Source organism: Phenylobacterium sp. (assembly GCF_044372605.1).
Classification (GTDB): Bacteria; Pseudomonadota; Alphaproteobacteria; order Caulobacterales; family Caulobacteraceae; genus Phenylobacterium.
In genome coordinates, this window is record NZ_JBILRO010000028.1 from 1 (window position 1) to 22,524 (window position 22,524).

Sequence of the window (22,524 nt, forward strand, 5' to 3'; positions counted from 1 at the left end):
TTCTGATTCGTCTAAACAGATAGTAAAGGCGTCTGTCTCAATCGGAAAGAGAGCCTTCAGGTCGCGACGAGGATTTTTGCCGCCGTGCACTATCCAGTCACGCTCACCGTCAGCACGAAGTTGCAGGATAACTTCTTGGTCGTCGTTGCTGGCGTTCGGGATGATAGCGACATGCGCAAGCATCTCGCGGACCTGCCGCCGACCGCGCTCTCGAAATTCCTGGGCGCGGTGGACGGGCGAAGGTGCGAGCTGACGTCTAACGTCCGTGATGTAGAACGCCTTATCGAATTCATCTGGGACCATGCTGTCTAGCGAGGGCGTCTCGACTTCCCGGAGGGCCCTCGCCGCGGCGTCTTCGAGAAGCGGCCAAGCGGCCGCTTTTGCGCCGTGACGCACCAAAAGTCTCCTCGTGTCGAGCACCGTCGGCGGCATCGTATTATCTGCAACAATGTTCCCTGAGCCGTCCTCGGTGAGCTTCGCCTTTGACTTGGTCGCCTTCGGTTCGGCGCCCTTGGTCAGTGTTGAGAACAGGGCCTTGTTGATTGGTGCGGCCGTCGGCGAATAAGCCGTGCTCTCGAGATGGAAGAGTCGGGATTTCATAGGTAGCGGGCGAGCCATTGCCGCGAGCAATTTCGAATCTTCGTTTTCGATTGTCATGCGCGAGTAGAAATCGTCCAGCTTGCGGTGCGCGCCATCAACGTCACCGGTCTTGAAAAGCCGCTCAGCCTCGGATTCCGCATCGTGAATGCGCTGCTTCTGTGGCTTGTCGTCAAGCAAGTGCGCAAGCACCCGCGCGGCAGCGACCGCAGCTGGGCCATAGGTCTGGAATGCGCAATCGATCAGGCCGCCGTCGCCAGAGCCGCTGATGGTTACATCCGCTGGTGGCGCGAAGGCTTGTTGGCTCCAATATGTAGGCCCCGCGAAATCTCCGATCGGGAGTTCGCTGCTCCATCCGGTCGCGAGAATGGCAACATGGGCTCGGAGCGTTTCTCCGGATTTGCAGTCGACCTCGACACCACCAGGCACCTCGCGCACGGCGGTGACGGCTGAGGCGACGGACGTAGCGTGCGGGGCGAAATCGCGCTCCCATTGGTTGAGAATTTGTTTGGCGACCTGTGGCGCGGCCGCGCACGTCCAGTTGAGAAAAGGCAGGTTGGTCATCGCTCTCAGCCTTTGAAATGGCCACGCAATAACGTTTGGATGCAGTTCGCGATGCGAAGCTTCGGCATACTGAGCGAAAGATCCAATTGGTTCAACGAGTTGAACAGCGAAGCTAGAGCTTAAAGCGGCAGCGGCGGCGGTGAGACCCGCAACACCGGCCCCGGCAACGATCACCTGCTCCTGCGCATCGCTCAGGTCGCCGTGTCTGACCATTTCGCGGACAAGCGCCAGGCACCTTAGCTGCTGGAAGTAGAAGTTCCCCCGCCTGAAGCGCGGATTCAGTACGAAGACCCGAGGCGAAGCCCGACAGGCTTCGTAGACGCTCATAGAAAACTCAGACATGCCGTGTCCTTGCTGCCGACTTTCGAGACAACGGCTGCAAGTGCCTGGCTCTTCGAAGGTCCCCCTCACCTTTTCTATAGACACAGGAATTGCCGTCAACTTTTGGTTGCGCGATGGATTTCTTGGAGGCGGTGTAATCTGTGGGTGGTCCCCGCGATGCAATTGAGAATTTGGGTTGATGTTTAGATGTGTCGGGTTGCGGTCATCTGTCCGGCCGGTGGAGGCAGGCAAACCGGAGACTCTTTAGAGTTAGACTGCAAGCACGACCAACTAGGCCGGCCCCAGACCGGCCCTCCCGCCAGGTGCGGAAGTAGTCCCGACAAGTCCGTCGGTTACCCAGATACCCCCTCTAGAGAGTGGCTCTCCCGGCGACGGTTTTTGGCCGTAACAGGGACTTTTTGCGCCCTGCTCTCTGGGGCCATACCAGAAGTGTACCTTTCCAAAATCATGCCCATTCACCAGAGCGAGACGCGCACGACCGCGGCTCTCCGGGGGCAACTGAAATTCCCTGGTATCAGGGAAATTATCAGGGAATTGATTCAGGGAGATGCCGCTGACCATCACCCGCGAACATGGGAGATCTGGGAGGTAACCAGCACGTTCCAAACGCGGCAGATGCTGCTGGCGGCTAGCCTGCGCGCTTCCCAAGCTGCGCGACGAGATCGCGCTGCGCCGACCAGCTGAAGGGCAGCGGCTGCGCGGTCAGGCCAGCCAGCGACACCCCATATCCCTGGCGGCCTGCGAGTATCGTTTCAGCGATGTCAGGCGCCAGATACGCCAGCGGTAGAAGACGAGCCGTGTAGTGGTTGCAGAGCCCTTCACGACGCGCGAGGGCCTTGATGGATGGTACATCGCCGCTTTCGAGCTGGCGGCTCCAGGTCTTCGCCAGAACCACGGCGCGAACCAGCGCCCGATCGATCCGGGCCGACTGGCCCGGCGTTCCGTCCGCGGCCTCAAGGGTCACGGCATGCTGGCGCCGGCGCATGTGGAACGCGATGCGGATGCTGGAGGTCGCAGCGTCGAGATGTTTCACATCCTGCCCCGACAGAAGCTCCACACTGAGCGCCGCCTTCATGGCGCGGACCTCGATCTGGTCTTCACTCAGCGTCACACATTGCAGGGCGGCGACCAGGCGATCCATCTCGGCATCCTCCGGACGCCAGGACGGCGAGAGCTTCGGCCTCATCTGTTCGGTCAGGAACTGCTCCAACATGCCGGCTGAGATGCGGTGGAGGGAACCCGCCTCGGCCTTGCCCGTCAGCTTGGCCCGCGAGAGGTAATATCGGTACCGCTTGACCCCGCGCTTGGAATGAACCGCGACCATGGGGTGACCGCGGTCGTCAAACACCAGCCCTTCCAGCATCGCCCGCTCCCCGAGAAGCTTTGTCCCCGGTTGGGTGGCGGTGGCCTGCGCAAGCTTGGCCTGGACTGCGTCCCATAGCTCCTGGCTGACAATGGCTGGATGGGTGCCTTCGTAGCGTTTGTCCTTGTGCCGGGTGATCCCGCGGTAGGCTGGATTGTGCAGCATGTAGTCCAGGGCTCCCCGGCTCATGGCGCCGCCGCCGGCCAGCGAACCTGTCTTGTTCACCCAGCACTTCGCCTCGACGCCGTCCTCGTGCAGCGCGCGGATCGACCCGAGCGTCAGAAATCTGTCGAACGCCGCGCGAACCCGCGTCGCCTCATCTTCAACAATCGCCAGCCTGCCCTCGACGATGGCGTAGCCAAGCGGCGGCCGGCCGCCCATGCGCAGGCCCTTGGCTTTCGAGGCCGCAACCTTGTCCCGGATGCGTTCGCCGGTGACCTCTCGTTCAAACTGGGCGAAGGACAGCAGCACATTCAGGGTCAGTCGGCCCATGCTGGAGGTGGTGTTGAATGCCTGGGTCACCGAGACAAAGGATACGCCCTTGGCCTCGAACACCTCGACGATTTTGGCGAAGTCCGCGAGGGACCGGGTCAGCCGATCGACCTTGTAGACGACCACATTGTCGACCAGTCCCCGGTTGATGTCAGTCATCAGCTGCTTGAGGCCAGGCCGCTCCATAGACCCGCCAGAGTAGCCCCCGTCGTCGTAGGCGGTCTTGATCGCCGACCAACCCTCACCGGTCTGCGACAGGATGTAGGCCTCGCAGGCCTCGCGCTGGGCATGGAGGCTGTTGAAATTCTGCTCCAGGCCCTCCTCGGAGGACTTGCGGGTGTAGATGGCGCAGCGGAGCCGTTGGGTCATCGCCGCCTCGCCTTCAGACCGAAGTACAGATGGCCATTCCACTTCGTCCCGGTGATGCGGCGAGCCACCTCGCTCAGAGACCCGAACCGCTCCCCCTGGTAGCTGAACCCTTCCTCCAGCACGCGGACTTCATGGCGCACCCCGCGCCACTCTTTGATCAGTGAGGATCCGGGCTTCAGCGTTGCGCCAGGCGTCGGCGTGAACGATCGGTCCTCGCTAAACCGCCGACCAAGTTCAGCGATCCGGCGCCGTGCTGCGCCCGAGAGATCGCCATGTCTCCGGGCTTGAAGCTGATAGGCCAGCGCCAAACCCAGAAGCTCCCGGGTCCGGAAGGCCGGCGGCGAGCCGCCAAGTCGCTCGCCCCAGAGTTGGCGAAGCTCGGGCGTTGTCATGACCTCCAACCCCTCCGGAAGGTCACCGGCGCTCACGCGCCGGCTCCTTCAATTATCCGGTAGACCCGGCCCGCCGGAGTAATGTCTGAGGTGACGGTCAAGCCCCGATCCTTCTTGATCGCACCGGACAGGGCGCCGCGTACCGAGTGCGCCTGCCAGCCTGTGGCTCGCATCAAGGCCTCGATCGTGGCGCCTGCGGGATCGCGCAGCATCTCGATTACAGACCCGATCTTGCCCCTCGGCGCCGGCGGGGCGGCTGCAGGTTCTGTCGCCGGTTCAGGGGTCGCCGTTTCGTTCTCCAGTACGCCGATTGCATCGCGGCCCGTGCCAGTAATCAAGAGTCGGCTCGGGCCTTCAGCCTGGGGAATGGAGATCAGCATTCCGCGTCGGATGAGGGCGGTGGCGGTGGGCTTCGCGACGTCTGCGGCGTCGATCGTTCCGTCCTCCGTCGCGGCAGCCCGGGTCAGCAGGTCGCGCTGGGCGGTGTTTAGTTTGGTCATGGCATGTCCTCGTTCCAGATGGCGCCGCAATGCCGCGGCCCCTACCTGCACAAGCCCGGAGCGGAGCCGGGCGTGGACGCACCGACTAACGCTTCCAGCCGGAACGAAGTCCAGTCTCATTGACTCGAATCACTCTGGCTCATCCACTGCCTGCATGGGTCGCTTACAGCGGCTCCGGCAGCTTCATGGAGGGATAGGCGCGCACGGTGGTGCGCAATTGTCCGGAAGCCACTCTCCGCCACCCGCGGGTTTTGAAACGGGGGCGTGAGATGACTTTGAAGATTTCCAGCGATGGCATCCAGGACGGGCTGAAAACGCGCACGCGTCGACGCCGAGAGGAACTGCGCGACATGCAATCCGCCGAGGCAATCCGCCCGGCGCGGAATGACTTGCTGCCCAAACTAGCACTTGAGATGCGTCCCCTAGATTCGCTGCGCGCCCCCGAGCGCGCGGTACGCAAGCGGCTTCCGGCTCAGGTCGAGCGCATCAAGACCTCGCTGGCGACCTTTGGCTTCGTGGAACCGCTGCTGGTGCGCGGAGACGGTGAGATCGTCGCCGGCGTCACGCGCCTAGAAGCGGCACGTCAGCTTGGCCTAAATGAGGTCCCATGCATCAGCGTCGACCACCTGTCAGACGTCGAAGTCCGCACGTTGCGGATTTCTCTCAATCGCCTGGCTGAGCGTGGAGAGTGGGATATCGCCGAGCTGCGCGTCGAGTTCGACGAACTCATTGTCGTGGATGCGCCCCTGGAGGCGACGGGGTTCACGCTGCCGCAGATCGACGCGATTCTGCTCGACGAAGAGCCGTTGCCTGATCGCGACGGCTTGCCGGATGTTGACTCGGAGGCGGTAGCTATCAGCCTGCCAGGGGATGCGTGGCGCCTCGGGCAGCACATGATTGTCTGCGGCGACGCTCGGGATCCTGCGGTCTACGGCCTGCTCATGAAGACCGAGACGGCCCGTCTGGTCCTGACCGACGAGCCGTTCAACGTGCACATCGGCGGGCACGTTACCTCCGGCGACCACCCCGAGTTCGCGATGGCCAGCGGCGAGATGAGCCGTAAGGAGTTCGCGGCGTTCAATGCGGACTGGATGAAGGCATGCCTGGACCGGCTGGCGCCAGGCGGCTTGCTGGCGACCTTCATCGACTGGCGTAGCGTCGAGCTGGTCCTCGAAACGGGCCGAACCCTCGGCCTCGACCTCCTCAACCTGGTGGTCTGGGCGAAGACCAATGGCGGCATGGGTGGCCTGTGGCGCAGCCAGCATGAGCTTCTGCCGGTGTTCAAGAAACCCGGAGCGCCACACACCAACAACGTCGAACTCGGCAAACACGGCCGCTATCGCACCAACCTATGGACCTACCCGGGCGCCTCCAGTCTGGGCTCCGACGCTCGAGACGGTCTAGCAGACCACCCGACTGTCAAGCCGGTCGCTCTCCTCGAAGATGCGCTCCTCGACGTGACCCATCCCAACGATTTGGTGCTGGAGCCCTTCGCGGGTTCCGGATCGACGCTCATCGCCTGCGAGCTCACCGGCCGGCGATGCCGGGCCATCGAACTCGCCCCGCACTATGTCGACCTGGTTGTCAGGCGTTGGCAGGCGCTTACGGGAAAGATCGCCATGCACGATGAAACGGGCGCCAGCTTCGCAGAGATGGAGGCGCTGCGTCTCGCCGCCACGGGCCCTGCCAATTCGGCCGATGCAGACAATGTCCAATAGGGGCCAAGGCGACCCTCCGGGTGGGGAACATTACACGGTCGGCTACGGCCGACCGCCCCGGGCATCGCAGTTCAAGCCCGGCCAATCCGGCAACCCCGCCGGTCGTCCCAAGAACCAGTGGACCCTGAAGGACCTGGCCGGCGAAGTGTTGGCGCAAGAAGTGAAGATCCAGACCGCCGATGGCCCCAGCAGCATGGCGCTGGCGCGCGCCATCCTGGAAACGCTCGCGCGAAAGGGCCTGAAGGGTGACCTGCCCTCGGCAAAATTCCTCCTGTCGATGCTGCCGGATGGTCAAGGCCTCGGGGAGCGGCCGATGTCACCGGAAGAAACCGAAGCGTGGGAGGAAGCGGAGTTTAACCGCATGGCCGCGGAATTGACCAATGAGGAGAAGGCGCTCATCCCTGAAATTCTGGCGATGCTGGCCTCCTTCTTGGACCCGGCCAACAGACCCGAAGACGAGGAGAGCGACGAGGGCTAGACGATCCCTCTCACACCAATCTCCCGCCTCCCTGGTTGGCCGCGACCGGGGAGACCTGGGAGATCTGGGAGGATCTTTCGGCCATTGTAGCCGACGCGGCCTCAAGATCCCTTGGGTTTCAGCATCAGATCATCAACGACCACATAGTTGCTCTTCCGAACAACGTAGCCCAACGCCTTCAGCCGGGTGCCAAGACTGCGCGCAGGGAACGCCGGCCGCTGGCCCTGGTCACGCATCCAAGCCGCATAGGCCTGGTACAGATCCGTGATCCGGATGGGCTTACCCGGCGCCGATAGGCAGCGCTCATTGAGGAAGGCGTGCAGCGAGTTTGAAGCAGATAGGAAGGCCTCTTTGGCCCGTTCACAATCGGCGGGCGGCGCGAACTTTCCGCGGGCACGCAGGCGCGAGAGGCCGGCCAGCAGCTGGTTTAGAACCCCGGAAAGTTCGCTCTCCTTGATGCTTTGGGCCAGGTTCAGATCGACCTCCTCGGGCTTGAACCTTCGGTCGAAGGGGATCACGTGCAAGCGCCGTCGCATTCCCGCAGATGTATCTTCGATCGCCGGCGCGCCGTTGATGGCGATGATTGGCATCACCATGGAGCAAAACGATATGCCATGGCTTGATCGCACACGCCGCGTGTCGATGACCTTGTTCTCCGAGATCTTCTTCAACAGCCCGTCATTCACCTTCTCGCCGTCCTTCGCGTCGTCCTCGATGAACAGCAGCTTTCCATCGAGATTGGGGAGAGCGAACCGGTCGTTGGACAGTGAACCCAGCGAACCTGCCAAAACCTGGGTCCGGCCGACGATCGCCTGGAGGATCGAGAGCAACGTCGACTTGCCGTTGGCGCCGCCGCCCCAGAGGAACAGGATTACCGGGATATTCCGCACGCCTTGAACGGCATAGCCCAGCATCTCGAGCACGTAGTCGATGACCGCCGCGGGAACCTTGGCCGGCGCAAAGATCTCATCCATCATCTTGTCGAAGCGCGGTGATGTCGCTTCGGGATCGTAGTGGACTGGAAGCACGTATCGAAGGCCGCTCTCGGGGCGATGGATTTTCCAGATGAGGTCGCCTGTCTTGGAGACCCAGATCTCCCCGCTCAGTGTATTCACGATCGAGGGCGGCATCTCCGCCAAACCTGCTGTCGCATCCGGGACCAGGTCCCGAATTACCGCCATCGCCTGCGGCACCGTAGTGTTGGAGTTGCCGTAAGAGTCTGGCTCCTCCATCGCCATCCGCCTCAGGGTGGCCCGCAGTTCCTGGTCGCTCAATTCCGCCCAGTGCGTGCCGTTGAACTTGAGCAGTTCACGCCCTTGGGTAACGCGCAGATGAAGGCCGAAGGCATAGACCTTGTTCAGCGCGTCGAGGGCGAGGGCTTCCCCTTCGGTCGAGCGCTTCAATGCAAAATGAGACTGTAGGTACCCGAATTGCTGCCAGAGCCCTGGAAGCGGCATCAGCGTGTTCAGCGAAATCACATTAAGCAGGTGTTGGGGTGAGCTGGGCAGTCGAGCCGCATCTGCAAGGACTCGATAGATCACCTCCGACGGGGTCTGAGAGGTCATTTTCTTCGCCTCAAGCAAGAGGCTCTCGGCCGTCGGAACAGCATCCGAAAAGTCTGCGGAATTTGATATGTGTAGAGTCATAGTCACTCCTCCAGAATGAACTGGAAGGACTAAGTCACCTTCGGCGCCGCCCAAACAAAAGAGGGGCGCAGTCAGCGACTGCGCCCCTCCATGAATGGCAGTGAATATAGTTAAATTCCTCGCGGGCGGACCGTCAAGATTAATCTCAGCCAGAATATACGTTTCACTCTAACCGGGCGGATAGCGCCTCAGGGCTTCTGGATTCTCAAGTGAGACCCTTTGTTTGAAGACGCCTTCCGCATCCTTCGCCAGGACTTCCATGACAGCCGCCAACTCCAGATCGGCCAGGAAGCTGTCCGGGATCCATGATGTCCCGTACGCCGCGCCCAGCACTTGGCCGACCAACGAACCGGTCGTGTCGCTGTCGCCGTCGATGTTCACGGCGAGACGAACGGCCGTCATCGGGTCCGGCTCCGTCGCCACGCACCAGAGCGCGATGGCAGCGGCTTCTTCAGCGATCCAACCCTCCCCAAGGGTTCGAGGTAACTCTGGGGCGGGGCCGCCTGGAATCAGCGCAAGGGCGCCCGCCAGAGCGCGATCGAGTTCCGGCGCCCGGCCCAGGCACCGCGACCAGGCGGCTTCGGCGGCCACCACAAACGGCTGCCCCTGAGCAACTTCCGAGATCCAATCCGCAAACCAGCCTGCGGCGACGATCCCGGTGACGTGACCGTGAGTAAGTGCGGCGGCCTCACAAGCCAGTTCAAAGGGTCGGTTGACGTAGAGCCCGATGGGGCCAACGCGCATGATGCCGCCGGCGCCTTTCGAGTCATTGCGGGCGGCCTGGCCCACAGACCTGGACGTGTCTGCAAGGGCTGAAACGCAGGTCACGCCGGGCGCGCGCCTGGACCACAGCTCAGGAACACCAATCAGCCAGCCGTCGAAGTCCTTCGCCTTGGAAGGGTTCTCGCTCTGCGTCGCGAACCAGCGCCGGTAGGCTCCGTCGATCAAGTTCGGCGGGTGGCAGATACCTCGATGATGTTGCCGAACCGCAGCCCGGATTAGCCCCTCCAGGGTAAAGAGCGTCATCTGCGTGTCGTCGGTAATGGCGCCCAGACGTCCATAGGCCGGTGAGAACTGGGTGATGCCTTCGGGACCGAAGCGGTCGAGGATCTCCGTCCGGCGCAGAAACTCGACCGGCGCGCCGAGGGCGTCGCCGACCGCCCCGCCGAGAAGCAGTCCTCGGCCACGCTCCAGGGAGCTATGGGAGGATCTTTCCGGCTTTCGAGCGTCCGACGTCACACAGTCTCCGGGCTGGCCAGCGCACGTTCGAGGCCGGCGATGTAGTCCATAATCGCCGCCAGCCACGCGTCGCCATGATCGAGCAGTAAGGCGAGCGAGGGATTTTCAGTCCCGATGACCATCCGCCAGCCGACCGGGTTTGGCGTCTCCCGGATAGAAGCGCCAGGAACAGCCGAAGCCAGCTTGGCCTGGTAGGCGTGGCTGAGATCGATACGGCCGACCGCCTTTGCGTCCCAGTGCGCGTAGTCCGTGGCCAGACGCCCATCCGACCCAATGTGGCCCAGCCGGAAGACCCGGTCGCCTGGACCCTTCCACTTCAACGTCATGCCCCGTTGAATGTCGGCGTAGACGCCGAGGGCCTCAGCCTCGGTGAGGAACGCCTGCAGGCGTTCTGGCAAACCAGGCGATGCCAGTCTCAGCGCATCGTAGAAGCCTTCAGCAGAGATCGAGGTGGGCTTGGCTGTCGACGGCGCCGGCGTCAGGCGCGTTGGCGTCATGGCGACCCCCTCCTCCAGCCTAACCACCGCGCGCTCGATCTGGAGCGTTCGCGCGACAACCTTCGGCTGGACAAATACGTCACCGGTGTCTGGCGCCCGCCAGAATGAGATCTCCACCAGCGCCAAGGTGAAGTGAAGCCCGACATGGCGTTGCAGGAAGTCGGTGAGGTGTTCGGCGCTCTCCTGGATGCCGTCGCCGGCGATGATCAACAGAAACCGGCCCAGACGCAGGTTCCGGCTCACGGCGTCGATAAACTTGCCCTCGGCTTCCGGTGCTGCGTCAGGTCCGGCCACACGCCGGAAGAGGTCCAGTTGGGGATCCTTCGCCGCAATGCGGATTGCGCGCTGAAGTTCGCTGTAGGTCCAGCGAGACAGGTCCTTTGCGTAATCCAACACCTGGCCGACGACCTCGCGCCGCGCCTCGGGGTTGCGCCACAGCTTGGTCTCGACAAGCACGATGCCGCCGTCTGTCGTCAGCATCAGGTTATCGACGAAGCCCGATGGAATAGGCAGTTCGGTGCACACTGGAACAAGCGGGACCAGCGCCGGCTCGATCTGGTCGACGGGCAAAAGGGTCGGGTTTCCCTGGATCAGCATCTGCAGCCAGCGTTCGCTGAACTGGCCTTCTGAGCCGGCCTTGAGCGGGAGCGCTTCAAGGGCGGAGACCTGCTCGGCCTCCCCGCCCATACCGCTGATCCGCATCGGTCTTGTGTAAGCTCTCATATGCGTCCCAACAGGCGCCCTAGCGTTTATGACTTATAGTCTATGGGCTAAAGTCAACCCGATACCCGCCATGCACCCATGGATGTGCGGGTCCGAGTCGGCCTCAATCTGCAAGGCCTCCGACGCGAGCGCGGGCTCTCGCAGGAGGAACTCGCCCATCGATCTGACATGCATCAGACCTATCTCAGCGGTATTGAACGCGGCCGCCGGAACCCGTCGGTTCTGATCCTGTCGCGACTGGCGGCAGCGCTTGGCGCTGACCTCGAGGATCTGACCCGCAGGCGCTGAGGTCATGACGGGCGTCGCCGGGCCGTCGCCACCAAGCCAAGCGCTCGAGCGACGGCGGCCGCGTTTTCGCAATGGGTCTGAATGATCTCGGCGCGGCTGACGGCCTCGGCCGCTGCAACACCCTCAAGCGCAGCTTCGATCTCGTCTGCGAGCATCGTCAGAAGGGCGTCGGTGACTGTGTCGGCCATGGCCACACCACCGCTTCCTTCGGCGGTGAAGTCCAGTCGACTTAGGTCAGGCGGTCAGCTTCGGTCGGAGAAGCGGTCGTAACCAACGCGACCTCAGCGTTCCGAGGCATGGTCGAGACCTTTCCGGGCAACTTGGCCTCGTTCACAAGCGACGGCTTGGCGTATGACGCGCATGGCGCGCATCTGGTGGTCAGCAAGGCGTCAACCGGAACGCGGCCCTACGAGTCCGGCGCTTTCGCCTCGACGCGCTCATTCGCGCATGGCCGATTTCAGGCAGAGATCCGGGCCGCGCCAGGCAGCGGAGTGTTGACCGGCTTCTTTCTGCACCGAGACGCCCCACGCCAGGAGATCGATATCGAAATCGCGGGCGAGGATCCCGAACGCATGCTGGTGAACGTTTACTTCAATCCGGGCGATGAGGGGGCGGCGCTCGGCTTTGGCTATCGGGGCTCCCCTTGCCGCGTCGACCTCGGCTTCGAAGCGACTAAAGATTTCCATCTCTACGCAATCGACTGGCGACCAGGCCTTATTACCTGGTCCGTGGACAATCGAATCGTCCACGAGCGCGTGAGCTGGGATCCTACACCGATCCCGCACCTGCCAATGCAGCTGCACGCGAACCTGTGGGTCCCCCGCTCCGAAGAGCTCGCCGGGCACATCCAAGAGACGGCGCTGCCGGCTGAAGCCACCTTTAGGAACATTTCCATCCACGCCTGACCGGCCGACCGGTTCGTAACCGGCAGCAGAGCAGACCGTCCGGCGTCCGCTATGTATCGCGAACTCGCGTTCAGCCGACGCCGGGCACGATGCCAACCAGCAGACCTTCCGCCCTTCGCCTTCGGGTCAAAAGCAGTTGAATGCCAACTTCTGAGATGCGCCACCTGCGTCCACCAAGTCGGTCGCCGCAATTTTGGAACGCAGAGAGAACAGCTTCCCTTGAGGTTATCTCAGCGCCAGCGCAGAATGCCCGCCACGACTGAGCGCTTCATCGTCCGCCCCGACCGGGAAGGTTTCGCCATCATCGACATGTGGACAGGTGAGCCCGCACTCATCGCCATGACCCCACAAACCGGAATCTCAGAAGAAGACGCCCAGCATACGGCGCAATTGCTGAACCGCCGCGCCTTGGCGAGTGACCGAACCGTTCGTCAGTAGCGGGTGTCGAGCCACAATTCCCATCGTCCTGACCACAAGCGAGGTCGTGCTCAATCCGGATCGTTCGCGGAATGACCTGGAGGGCGTCGGGCACAATTGCCCCAACCAGTACAAGAACAAGGTCCAGTCGGGTGAGGAGTTCGTCTACCATCGCGGGGTCCACCGGAAATCCGGCGCTCGCGGACAGCCGGAGTACTTCGGCCGCGGACGGATTGGCGAGGGTCGCCCCGATCCGGCGACGGCAGGACCATCCCGTCGGTCATGGTTCGCAGGTCACGCGCGTGCGTCACCTTCCCCCCGGCAATGGCCAGACATCTCAAGTGCGCCGATCGAGGCGAGTCGAACGTGTCTGTCTCCGCAAATGGGCTTGGCGCCACAGAAGGGCAATCTCCTGACGGCGCGCAGAAGCTTATATCACCTATCCTGCCTGCTCGACAGTGACTCCGATTTGTCCGAGATGTGTCCTCACGATGGATGTGGACTTATCCTACTTTCTTGAGCTGCGGCTGCGCGTGCGTGGCAATACAGAAGCCACCGCGATCATTGATCGATGTCTGAGATTGATCGCCCAGGCGCAAAGCGCTGACCAAAAGACCTATGAACGCATTGAGATCGAGGTTTTGCAGCTCGCCGACGAATTGGCGCTACGCTTTGGAGCGCCAAAAACGGCAGTGCTGCAGTAGCGCGGGATCAACCGACGTAGTTGCCAGAGATAGGTGGGCTGCTCACACCGCCGCTGAGGAACCAGGCCGATAAGTAGCCGACACCGTTACCGCCGTACCGCGCTCGGTTGAGACCTCTCGCCAGCACGACGCCCACCTTGCTTGTGCTTCCACCCCATGGCTAGCGCGCTAGACGCGAACGCGAACAAGGCCATTTCCGCACCTGCTCACGTGCGTGAAGACGCCTCCACTGGAAACAGCGTCTGACATGCTGACTCGTTTCTGCGGCAGTGCGAACAAACAGGGCCATCCTCGCCTAAGTCCTACGAAGGAAATGGCCGCTCCTGTGCCTAACCGGTCAGCCGCGGGCATAAGGTCGTGTCGTCGTGGAAAACTTCGGCGCCTCGGTAGCGCCGAGACTGCGACGATCCCCAACATCAATTGCAAACCCAGCCCGGATTGCAAGTGTGTGTGCGCGCAACTCTGCGTCAATCGAGTCTTGGGATAGTTTTGTTTGATGTGCAATTGACGGTTGTTGCTCAGAGACCCTAGGCTGGTGGTCTGACGAACGCGGGTTGGCGGATCGGGGGCTGGGATGGTTTCGGGCAAGGTGTTGGTCCGTGCGTGCGCGATGGCGCTGGTCCCGCTGTTGGTGGCGAGTGCGGCGTGGGCGTTGCCGTCGACGAAGGTGGGGACGGCCTCGCTGATCGCTCCGGGGGCGGCGGACACCTACTTTGGCGCTGCGACGACGGCCACGAATGGCACGGGTGCCAGTGGCCGGGCCAAGGAAGTTGTTGAGCTCAGCCGTGCGCTGAAGGGCGACCCGGACCTGATCTACGAGCATGTCCGCAACAGTGTGAGCACGACCTGGACCTATGGCCTCAGCAAGGGGGCGATGGGGGTGATTGTGGACCGGTCGGGCACGGCGTTCGACCAGGCGCAGCTGATGGTGGAGCTGCTCAGGGAGGCGGGGCTGTCGGCCTCGTACAAGCTGGGGACGATTACGCTCAGTGGAGCGCAGTTCGAAGCGTGGACGGGGATTACGTCGGCGAAGGCGGCGTGCCAGTTGCTGTCGAGTGGTGGGATCCCGGCGGTGATCAACGGGACCACGACGGCGGACTGCTCCTACGCGGGCAATGTCTCGACCATTGAACTTAGCCACGCGTGGGTGAGCGTGGTGATCGGGGGCGTGAGCTATCTCTATGACCCGGCGTATAAGGACCATACCTTCAAGGCGGGCCTGAACCTGGCCACGGCCACGGGGATCACCTCGGGGATGGCCACGGGGATCTCGGCCAGCTCGGGCACGACGTCGGGGGTATCGTATATCTCCAGCTACGGCGCGGGCACGCTGGCCAGCAATCTGGCGACGGCGGCGACCACGCTGGAGACCGCGATCAACACCAGCGCGCCGTCAGGCGGCATGGCCGATGTGGTGGGCGGCAGGGCGATCAATGCGCAGACGATCCCGGCGGCGGGTCTGCGTCAACTGACGTTGCCCTACACCACCAATGTGCAGCGCACGATCTCGGGTGAGATGCCGAACCAGTACCGGGTGAAGCTGACGCTCAGCCTGACGAAGGCCAGGCCCAGTGGCGCAACGGACACCATCTTCAGCAACAGGATCGTCTACGGTGACGAGGTCTATGGCCGGCGGCTGACCTTCGAGCCCAACTTCGACACCACGGGGGCGGGCTTTACCGGCGCCCTGAAGCTGACGGATGATCTGGGCGCGGCGCTGACGCTCGCAAGCTTCAGCAACACGGATAATCCCAACTTCAGCAAGGGCGCGCTCACCGTGGCGGTGGACCTGCCCTACGCGGCGGCGAGCGGCGCCTATATGGATGGCTCGGTGGCGCGCGGCGTGAACTATGCGCTGCCCTTTACCGTGGTCACCGGCTTCGGCGAGACCGGGCGGGGTCTGGTGGACAAGTGGGGCCAGCGGCGCGATGCGGCGATGCCCACACCGCCCACCACCTGCGGCAAGGAATGCTTCGTCTCCTACAAGGCCTGGAAGGGTGATGGCCGGCGCGAGACCCTGGCGGCGGCCTGGCTGGCGCAGGCCAGTCGGGCGGGCCAGCTGCATGCGGCGATCGGCAAGGCGGCTCTGGTCCAGCACTATGCGCTGGGGGTCTCGGCGGCGGATACGGTCGTCTATGCGCCGTCGGGCGGCGGCTACTGGATCATCGACAGCTTTGATCGGCTGGACGTTGAGACGGGCCTTAGCCTCACCAGCGTAACGGCCGACGCGACCGCCCGGCGCGGGGCCCTGCTGGCGGCGGCGAACACCATTGCGGCGCTCAAGGGCAGCGTCTCGGCGCAGATCTCGGACCTGCCCGATGTCAGCACGGTGGCCGGCCGGTTTGAGTGGGGCAATGCGCCGGTGGCGGCGGAGGATGTGGCGGGCGGGACGATCCGTCGGTTCTATGAGTACACCACCACCACTCACGCCGCCAACGCCATGGCGTTGTCGAAGACGGAGTACTTGACCACGGGCGGGGCGGCCTCACACGGCGATGCGAACGCGCCCACGCTGATGACCAGCGAGGTGACGGGCCGCAGGCAGGCGCTGGCCAATGCGGTCACGGCCTATGTGAGCGCGGGCTTCAAGGTGGCGACCTCGGAGGAGGCGTTTCTGGGCCCCGGCAAGCGGGCGGGCGCGTTTACGCCCATCGGTGGGGGAAGCTACATCCACGCCCAGACGCCGCAGCGCGGCGGGGCGATCACGGCGGTGAAGTATGACGCCAATGGCGATCCCATCGAGATCGCCAGCTTGCTGGTGAGCCAGGACGGCTATGCCGACGCCGGCGGCGGGGGCGCGCAGACCTTCCATCAGAACGCCTATGATCCGGCGACGTCGGCCGATGTGGTGGCGGGGCGGTTTGTGCAACAGCCCACAGGAACCGTGCTGGTGAGCAGTCCGGCCAAGGTGAGCGTGGGCCAGGGGGACTTCCCCTTCTCGCTCTCGGCAGGGCTGACCTGGCGGGGCGGTGATGTGCGCGAAGAGACCTATGGTCCGGGCGCGCACCGCGAACCTCAAGGGGGCTGGACCACCAACTTCACCAACAACCTCACCATCTCCGGCTCGGGTCTGGAAGCCATGGGCGAGAGTGATCCGCGCGCCGCCATCGGGACCATCGCGGCCTTCTATGCGGCGCAGGATGCGTACAAGACGGCGCAGTCCCTGAAGCGCGATATCGCCGGCCAGCTGATCAATGCCTGGTGGCTGAACACGGTGCGCCAGAACGTGGCGACGGTGAGCCTCGGGACCAGTACGCGCCAATGGATCAAGCGGCCCAACGGAACCTGGCTGGCGCCGGGCGCGGCCACCTATGGGACGCTGACCCAGACCGGGGCTCCGGTGATCACGCCACGCCATCCCACGGGCTACTGGCCCTGCACCACCAACAACCTGACCTACATCCCGACCCGGGGCTGGAGCTATGCCGGTGTCAGCTACACGGTGACGGGCGGCCAGGGCGACCAGCAGGTCTTCGGAAACTGGACCAACCAGACGGTGGACACGACCGGCACGCCCTCCTGCGCCGAGCAGCGGGGCTTCCGGATGACCAGCTGGACGTGGACCAGCGGCGCCCAGCTGACCCTGACCTATGCCCGGCCTTCGGGCTACACGACCCAGATCGAGGTGCTGTCGGCGATTAACAACAACCTGGGCAAATGGATCCGCTTCACCAATGGCGGCTGGGGCGGCTTCTATGCCTCCAATGCGTCGAACACCAACCTGATGAACGTGGCGGTTTCCACGACGGGCGCGCAGGTGACGCACACCGATGCGGTGTCTTCGGCGACGAAATTTGACATCACAACCGTAGGGACCGGCGACTTCGGGAAACTGCGGATCGACAAGGTCTACGCCGCCGACAGCGCGACCATGCCCGCCACGCAGTATGTCTATGACACCCTGGGCCGGGTGAAGCAGACCAAGGACAAGCTGGTGCTGGCGGGCTCTCGCGCGCCCACGCAATACTATCTGGCCGAGGGGATCAGGTCGGAGATCCTGGGCCCGCTGGGCTATAGCTCCATCACCTATGCCGATGAGGCTGGCCGGCCGATCCGCAGCATCGATGGCGCGGGCGTGGCCTCGACGGTGGCCTATGACGGCCGGGGCCGGGCGATCCTGACGACGAGCCCCGACGGCGACCGCACCCAGATCGAGTACAATGTCAGGAACCTGCCCACCAAGGTGACGCGGCTGGCGCGGGTGGGCTCGGCGGAGGCGGGCCAGAGTCTGGTCACCGAGACCGGCTGGCATGCGACGCTCAACGCGCCGATCTGGACCAAGGACGCGCGGGGCGCCCAGACGGACTACATCCCTGACTCCATGGGTGGATTTGCGAAGGTGACCTATCCTGCGGCCTACTCGGGCGCGACCCGAGACGAGGCCAATCAGTACGCCTATGGCGACGGTCAGAACATGGCGATCACCACCGCCATGGGCCAGACCGTCTCCATGACCTATGCCAATGGCACCTCGATGGACACGCTCACCAACACGGTGGGCTCCATCTCCGGGGTCTATGACAACATCACCTACTCCAGCCTGGGCGACCCGACCAAACTGCGCACGCCGCAGGGCGCGGAGACCAACGTCACCTATGATGCGCTGAGGCGCACGACGCTGGTGATCGAGAGCTACACCAAGGTGCTGAGCTGCTCCAGCTACGCCAGCTCTAGCCCGATGGTCTGTGCGGCCGGGGCCACGGCCACCTTCGACACCACCATCCCCCGCAATGCCAAGCGCACCACCTATGACGTGCTGGGCCGGGCGTGGAAGGTGGAGCTGGGGACGTACTCGGGAACCACCTTTACGGCGCTGGAGACCTATACGTCGGAGTTTGATCTGGTGGGTCAGCGGATCAAGCAGACCGGTCCGTCCGGCGTCATCCAGATGAGCTATGACGCAGGCGGGCGGCCCACCTGCACCGCCATCCGCATGAACTCCGCCGTCTATGACGCCCTGCCGGCCGACGCGTGCCTGCCGTCCAAGGCCGGTGTCTTCGGGCCGGACCGGATCACGCGCGCGGGGTATGATGCGGCGGGGCGGGTGGTGACGACGGAGGCGGGTGTGGGCACAGGCCTGCAGCAGGTGACGGCGCGCTATGGCTATAGTCCGGGTGGCCAGCGCACCACGCTGACCGACGCCAATGGCAATACGTCGACCTTCGAGTACGACGGCTATGGGCGGCTGAAGAAGACACGCTTCCCGGCCAGCCCCCGCGGCTCGGGGACCTCGTCCACCACCGACTATGAGCAGTACGGCTACGACGAGAACGGCAACCGCACCTCCTTCCGCAGGCGCAGCGGCCAGACCATCAGCTATCAGTATGACCTTCGAAACCGCATGACGGTGAAGGATGTGCCCGGCGGCACGGCGGATGATGTCTACTACAGCTACCTCAACAATGGGCGCGAGACGCGCGGCCGGCTCGGCTCCTCCACCAACACCGCCTACGACACGATGGTCTTCGACCAGGCCGGGCGGCTGACCGGTGATAGGGGCTTCTACGCCGTCTACGATGCCGAAGGCCGGCGCGTCACCGCCAACTACGGCTCAGTCTATGGCCAGCTCTACTATGACGCTGTCGGCCGGCTCTCGGACTATCGGTACAACACCGTCTATGGCGCGCCGCAGCAACAGGGCCTGAACATCACCTACGGCCCGCTGAACCGCCGCGCGGCGATCACCCGGCCTAACGGCATCGTCACCAGCTATACCTACGACACGGCGGGCCGACTGGCGGGGCTGTCGCACAGCGCCACCCCGGCGAACGCGGGCTCGTATCAGAGCTTTAGCTACAACCCCGCCGGCCAGACCATCAGCCAGGCCCAGGCGTCGGATCAGTATGTGTGGTCGGGTCAGCCCACCACCACCACGAACTTCACCCATGATCAGCTGAACCGCGATGCGGCCATCGCGGCGGCGTCTGGCTATGACGCGGCGGGGAACCTGATCTCCGACGGGTCGCGCACCTTCACCTATGATGTGGAGAACCGGCTGCGCTCGGTCACCGGCGGGCCGTCTTCCGTCACGCTGGACTATGACGCCTTCGGGCGGCTGGGCACGGTGACCACCGGGGGCGCGGCCACCTACTACCGCTATGCCGGGGCGCAGCTGGCGGCGGAATCCTCGGGCGGGGTACTCCTGCGCAGCCACGTCAGCGGCGAGGGAACCGACGAGCAGTGGATGAGCGTGGAGGGCAACAGCCCCACGCCCTCGCCCGTCTGGTACCTGCAGGACCGGCAGAGCTCGGTGATCGGGGTGTCGGATGCGTCGGGCGCCATCACGCCTTACGCCTACGGCCCCTATGGCGAGCCGCAGTCCTGGTCGGGCTCACGCTTCCGCTACACCGGCCAGATCGCCATCCCCGAGGCCCAGCTCTACCACTACCGCGCCCGGGCCTATGATCCGGTGATGGGGCGGTTTCTGCAGACCGATCCCATCGGGTATGATGATGGGCCGAATATCTACGCCTATGTCGGCGGGGATCCGGTGAATGGGACCGATCCGAGCGGGACGGAAGCGTTTGCGGTCTATACAAATCTAAACACAGCGATACGGGATGCGAGAAGTGATATCTACGCACTTGCGCAAGGGTCAGGATTTACTCGAGAGTACGGTACATCATTCTATTTCGGGTTAGGTGGAAGAGTAACTTATAGCACTATAGTCGAAGGACCTTTGGCGGGACCTAACAGAGGAACCGTATCGCTACAGACGATGAGCGGGTTTGACGTAGCATTTTCTACGAGAGACGCTTCGTTTATGTTTGCAGCAAATAAATTGGACATGCATTCACATATATTTACATCTTCGCCGTCTGTGGATGATAGAAAAACCGCCGATAAGTTCAATACAACTATTATAGTGGTTGCTAGAGATGGCTCTATGAGCGCATACGCGCCGAGAGATGGTCAGGATTTGGGTGGGACTGGAATAAAAGTTTACAAAGATTTTACACCAGTTACACCAAATATATGTTCACCAATAATATGTGGATCTTCTTCACTTTGGGATTTTATAGATCGGCGTTTTGATCCATATGGAAGAGCGAATGATCCATACTACACTATTCAAGTGTATCCTGGATTAAACCCAATTGACTCAGTAGAAAGTGTATATCGATTGTTAGACTTGGAGTGCACAAGCATAATGTGCCTTAACTTCAACAAAGACTAATGAAGTAGCGAGATTGGCATACATATACGAAAAATTGATAGTTTGAGCATATTTGTGTCAATTCATGAACATATATAAAGTATGGGAGCTATTATTGCGATCTATAGCAACGATGCTTATAGCAACATCTATTTTATTTGTTGCTTCATGCGGGAAATCTGAGTCAACATTCGGCGTTGAAAATTCAAGGCGGCATAGGTGCACATCTCCCGTTGAGCAAAATAGTAAACTCGACGGGGGCCTAGTAGATTATGAATACACTGCGGAAGCTATATCTGAAGCGATAGCGCGCGAACACTATGGCAATGATTGGAAGAAATACAGAAATGTGGATGTCATAGATAAGATTGATCGATGGGGAGTTACGCTGGAAAACAAAAGAAAAGCGTATGGTGGGACGCTTGTTTTCGATATCGAAAAATGTAGCGGACATGTTGTAGAATTGAAGATGGTGGAATAAACAGTGAAAATTATAGTTACGGAGAAATCGCGCAACTTATGCGGTGACAGCAAGAATCCGGTGACAGGTCCACACGTCCCCCACCACCACGACCAACTTCACCCATGAAAGTCGGGACACACACGACTTTTGCGTATCCCGCCGCTCCTAGAGTGAACCCAGCAGGTCGCCGGAAACTCCAGCCCGGGAAATCCGGTGACAGGTCCAATATTCCCTCTTTGTTCCGGTGCTGTTATGATCGGGCATGGCTCGCATCGCCCGCATCATCGCCCCCGGTTGCCCGCATCACGTCACCGCGCGGGGGAACCGGCGCGAGCCTATCTTCTTCGAGGACGGGGACCAGGAGCTCTACCTCGACATCCTGGCCGAGCATATGGCCAGGGCGCGGGTTGAGGTGTGGTCCTACTGCCTGATGCCCAACCACGTTCACCTGATCCTGACGCCGCAGGACGAGGCCGGCATGGGCCGGGCGATGGGGGCGGCGCACCGGCGATGGGCGCAGTTCGTGAACGCCAGGGGCCGCTGGCGCGGACATCTGTTCGACGACCGCTATGCCTCGGTGGCCATGGACGAGGCGCACCTGCTGACCGCCGTGCGCCATGTGGCGCTGAACCCGGTGCGCGCGCGGCTGGTGGCGCGCGCCGAGGACTGGCCGTGGTCGAGCGTGCGGGCGCACCTGGCGGGTGAGGATGACGGGGTGGTGCGGGTGGCGCCGGTGCTGGAGCGGTGGGCCGCTTCGCCGACCTGATCGCGGGCGATGCCGACGAGGCGGCCTTCGGCGCGCTGCGAGCGGCGGAGCGGATTGGACGGCCCCTGGCCAACAAGGACTGCATCGACGGACTGGAACACGTGCTCGGCCGCACCGTGGCCCGGCGGGCGCCCGGGCGGAAAAAGGCGGTTGCAGAGGCGGAACAGCCGGGGTTGTTCTAGCGTGGCCAGAGAGGGGAATGGTGGACCTGTCACCGGGTTAGAGACTGAGCGGCGACGGCGGGCCTGGCGCCGGAGGCGACTAGGTCGTGTCGTACAGCGCTCGGCATCCCTCAAGAAGCGCCACGGCTCGATTGCCGTTTGTGGTCGAAAACCTGAGCTGTCGGACGAGATAGGCATATGTGGTCGCCGCAAGTTCCCGCTGGCCCGCCGCGGCGGCCGACGCCCACACCCGGGTCGCGCGAACGGCCACGCCCCGTTCACTAGCGGGCTCTTTGGATGGAACAGCAGGCTGAACTCGAGGGAGACGGGATCGAGCGAGCGGGGACCGGGGTCGCAATCGCCGTAGTCGATTAATACCGGCGCGCCGTCGGCGGCGACCAACGCATTCTCGCCGTGCAGATCACCGTGCACGACGCACCACAACGTCTGCGCGGGTCGGGTTTCGAACTCAGCCGTCCAGTCCAGGCCGTGCGCTTGAACGACCCTTTCGAAGTCGGCTGGCCACAGCACGCGTTCGCGGATCTGGCCGATGGTCTTCTGGGTCTGCGGAACTGACGCCGACCAGGGCGCGGTCAGCCGCTCTAGGCGGGCGGGCACCTCGCCGGCCGCTTCGTTGTTCCATTGGCTGGCCGCGAACGCCGTGAAATCGAAGCCTTCGGCCAGCTGATAGAAGACGCCAGCGCTATCCTTGGCACCGAATTCGCGCATATCGAGTTTTCGCGG

The 22,524-nt window shown here is 62.9% G+C and carries 17 protein-coding genes and 1 pseudogene; 9 read left to right on the forward strand and 9 right to left on the reverse strand.

Features of this window, described 5'->3' with window-relative positions:
• The 4 genes from ACIQ42_RS04355 to ACIQ42_RS04370 all read right to left on the reverse strand — a co-directional run.
• Window positions 1-1,503: hypothetical protein (locus ACIQ42_RS04355; RefSeq protein WP_397420985.1), on the reverse strand; the 1,503-nt coding region annotated here is incomplete at its 3' end.
• 628 nt (window positions 1,504-2,131) lie between these two features.
• Window positions 2,132-3,727 (reverse strand): recombinase family protein, encoded by a 1,596-nt coding sequence (locus ACIQ42_RS04360; protein ID WP_397420986.1) that lies wholly within the window; start codon window positions 3,725-3,727, stop codon window positions 2,132-2,134.
• A complete protein-coding gene (locus tag ACIQ42_RS04365) occupies window positions 3,724-4,155 on the reverse strand; it encodes a DUF2924 domain-containing protein (protein WP_397420987.1) in 432 nt (143 codons plus the stop codon). Before ACIQ42_RS04365 ends, ACIQ42_RS04360 begins: the two co-directional genes overlap by 4 nt.
• Window positions 4,152-4,619 carry a DUF3489 domain-containing protein gene (locus ACIQ42_RS04370; protein WP_397420988.1) on the reverse strand — a complete coding sequence of 156 codons (468 nt, stop codon included), beginning with the start codon at window positions 4,617-4,619 and terminating at the stop codon, window positions 4,152-4,154. The genes ACIQ42_RS04365 and ACIQ42_RS04370 overlap by 4 nt, the downstream gene beginning before the upstream one ends.
• A 269-nt stretch (window positions 4,620-4,888) precedes the next feature.
• Here ACIQ42_RS04370 and ACIQ42_RS04375 point away from each other — a divergent pair, with 269 nt between their 5' ends.
• Window positions 4,889-6,337 (forward strand): site-specific DNA-methyltransferase, encoded by a 1,449-nt coding sequence (locus tag ACIQ42_RS04375; RefSeq protein WP_397420989.1) that lies wholly within the window; start codon window positions 4,889-4,891, stop codon window positions 6,335-6,337.
• A complete protein-coding gene (locus tag ACIQ42_RS04380) occupies window positions 6,327-6,815 on the forward strand; it encodes a DUF5681 domain-containing protein (RefSeq protein ID WP_397421000.1) in 489 nt (162 codons plus the stop codon). The genes ACIQ42_RS04375 and ACIQ42_RS04380 overlap by 11 nt, the downstream gene beginning before the upstream one ends.
• 101 nt (window positions 6,816-6,916) lie before the next feature.
• Here the strand turns inward: ACIQ42_RS04380 and ACIQ42_RS04385 are convergent, their stop codons facing one another.
• The 3 genes from ACIQ42_RS04385 to ACIQ42_RS04395 form a co-directional block, all read right to left on the reverse strand.
• Window positions 6,917-8,398 carry a phage/plasmid primase, P4 family gene (locus ACIQ42_RS04385; protein ID WP_397420990.1) on the reverse strand — a complete coding sequence of 494 codons (1,482 nt, stop codon included), beginning with the start codon at window positions 8,396-8,398 and terminating at the stop codon, window positions 6,917-6,919.
• A gap of 231 nt (window positions 8,399-8,629) precedes the next feature.
• Complete coding sequence (locus ACIQ42_RS04390) at window positions 8,630-9,700, reverse strand: ADP-ribosylglycohydrolase family protein (RefSeq protein ID WP_397420991.1); 1,071 nt, start codon at window positions 9,698-9,700, stop codon at window positions 8,630-8,632.
• Window positions 9,697-10,920, reverse strand: a complete 1,224-nt coding sequence (locus ACIQ42_RS04395) for a hypothetical protein (RefSeq protein WP_397420992.1) — start codon at window positions 10,918-10,920, stop codon at window positions 9,697-9,699. Before ACIQ42_RS04395 ends, ACIQ42_RS04390 begins: the two co-directional genes overlap by 4 nt.
• Window positions 10,921-10,998: 78 nt before the next feature.
• Between ACIQ42_RS04395 and ACIQ42_RS04400 the strand changes: the two genes are divergently transcribed.
• Window positions 10,999-11,208 (forward strand): helix-turn-helix domain-containing protein, encoded by a 210-nt coding sequence (locus ACIQ42_RS04400; RefSeq protein WP_397420993.1) that lies wholly within the window; start codon window positions 10,999-11,001, stop codon window positions 11,206-11,208.
• Between the two features lie 2 nt (window positions 11,209-11,210).
• On the opposite strand, the gene ACIQ42_RS04405 is transcribed toward ACIQ42_RS04400, so the two are convergent.
• Window positions 11,211-11,396: a hypothetical protein gene (locus ACIQ42_RS04405; RefSeq protein WP_397420994.1), complete on the reverse strand. Its 186-nt coding sequence runs from the start codon at window positions 11,394-11,396 to the stop codon at window positions 11,211-11,213.
• A 108-nt stretch (window positions 11,397-11,504) separates the two neighbouring features.
• Between ACIQ42_RS04405 and ACIQ42_RS04410 the strand changes: the two genes are divergently transcribed.
• From ACIQ42_RS04410 to ACIQ42_RS04435, 6 genes are all read left to right on the forward strand, one after another.
• The gene (locus ACIQ42_RS04410) at window positions 11,505-12,113 is read left to right on the forward strand and encodes a family 16 glycosylhydrolase (protein ID WP_397420995.1); all 609 of its coding nucleotides are present in this window, start codon (window positions 11,505-11,507) and stop codon (window positions 12,111-12,113) included.
• Window positions 12,114-12,359: 246 nt separating this feature from the next.
• Window positions 12,360-12,551 carry a hypothetical protein gene (locus ACIQ42_RS04415; RefSeq protein ID WP_397420996.1) on the forward strand — a complete coding sequence of 64 codons (192 nt, stop codon included), beginning with the start codon at window positions 12,360-12,362 and terminating at the stop codon, window positions 12,549-12,551.
• A gap of 470 nt (window positions 12,552-13,021) precedes the next feature.
• On the forward strand, window positions 13,022-13,234 hold the full coding sequence (locus ACIQ42_RS04420; protein ID WP_397420997.1) for a hypothetical protein: 213 nt from the start codon (window positions 13,022-13,024) through the stop codon (window positions 13,232-13,234).
• A 610-nt stretch (window positions 13,235-13,844) separates the two neighbouring features.
• Entirely contained in the window at window positions 13,845-20,411 is a 6,567-nt protein-coding gene (locus tag ACIQ42_RS04425; RefSeq protein ID WP_397420998.1) for an RHS repeat domain-containing protein, read from the forward strand.
• Between the two features lie 704 nt (window positions 20,412-21,115).
• A complete protein-coding gene (locus ACIQ42_RS04430; protein WP_397420999.1) occupies window positions 21,116-21,619 on the forward strand; it encodes a transposase in 504 nt (167 codons plus the stop codon).
• Window positions 21,598-21,801, forward strand: coding sequence for a hypothetical protein (locus tag ACIQ42_RS04435; RefSeq protein ID WP_397421001.1), 204 nt, complete (start codon window positions 21,598-21,600; stop codon window positions 21,799-21,801). Before ACIQ42_RS04430 ends, ACIQ42_RS04435 begins: the two co-directional genes overlap by 22 nt.
• A 306-nt stretch (window positions 21,802-22,107) precedes the next feature.
• On the opposite strand, the pseudogene ACIQ42_RS04440 reads toward ACIQ42_RS04435, so the two are convergent.
• Window positions 22,108-22,509, reverse strand: a pseudogene (locus ACIQ42_RS04440) (phosphotransferase); the annotation flags it as partial.
• Between the last annotated feature and the right edge of the window lie 15 nt (window positions 22,510-22,524).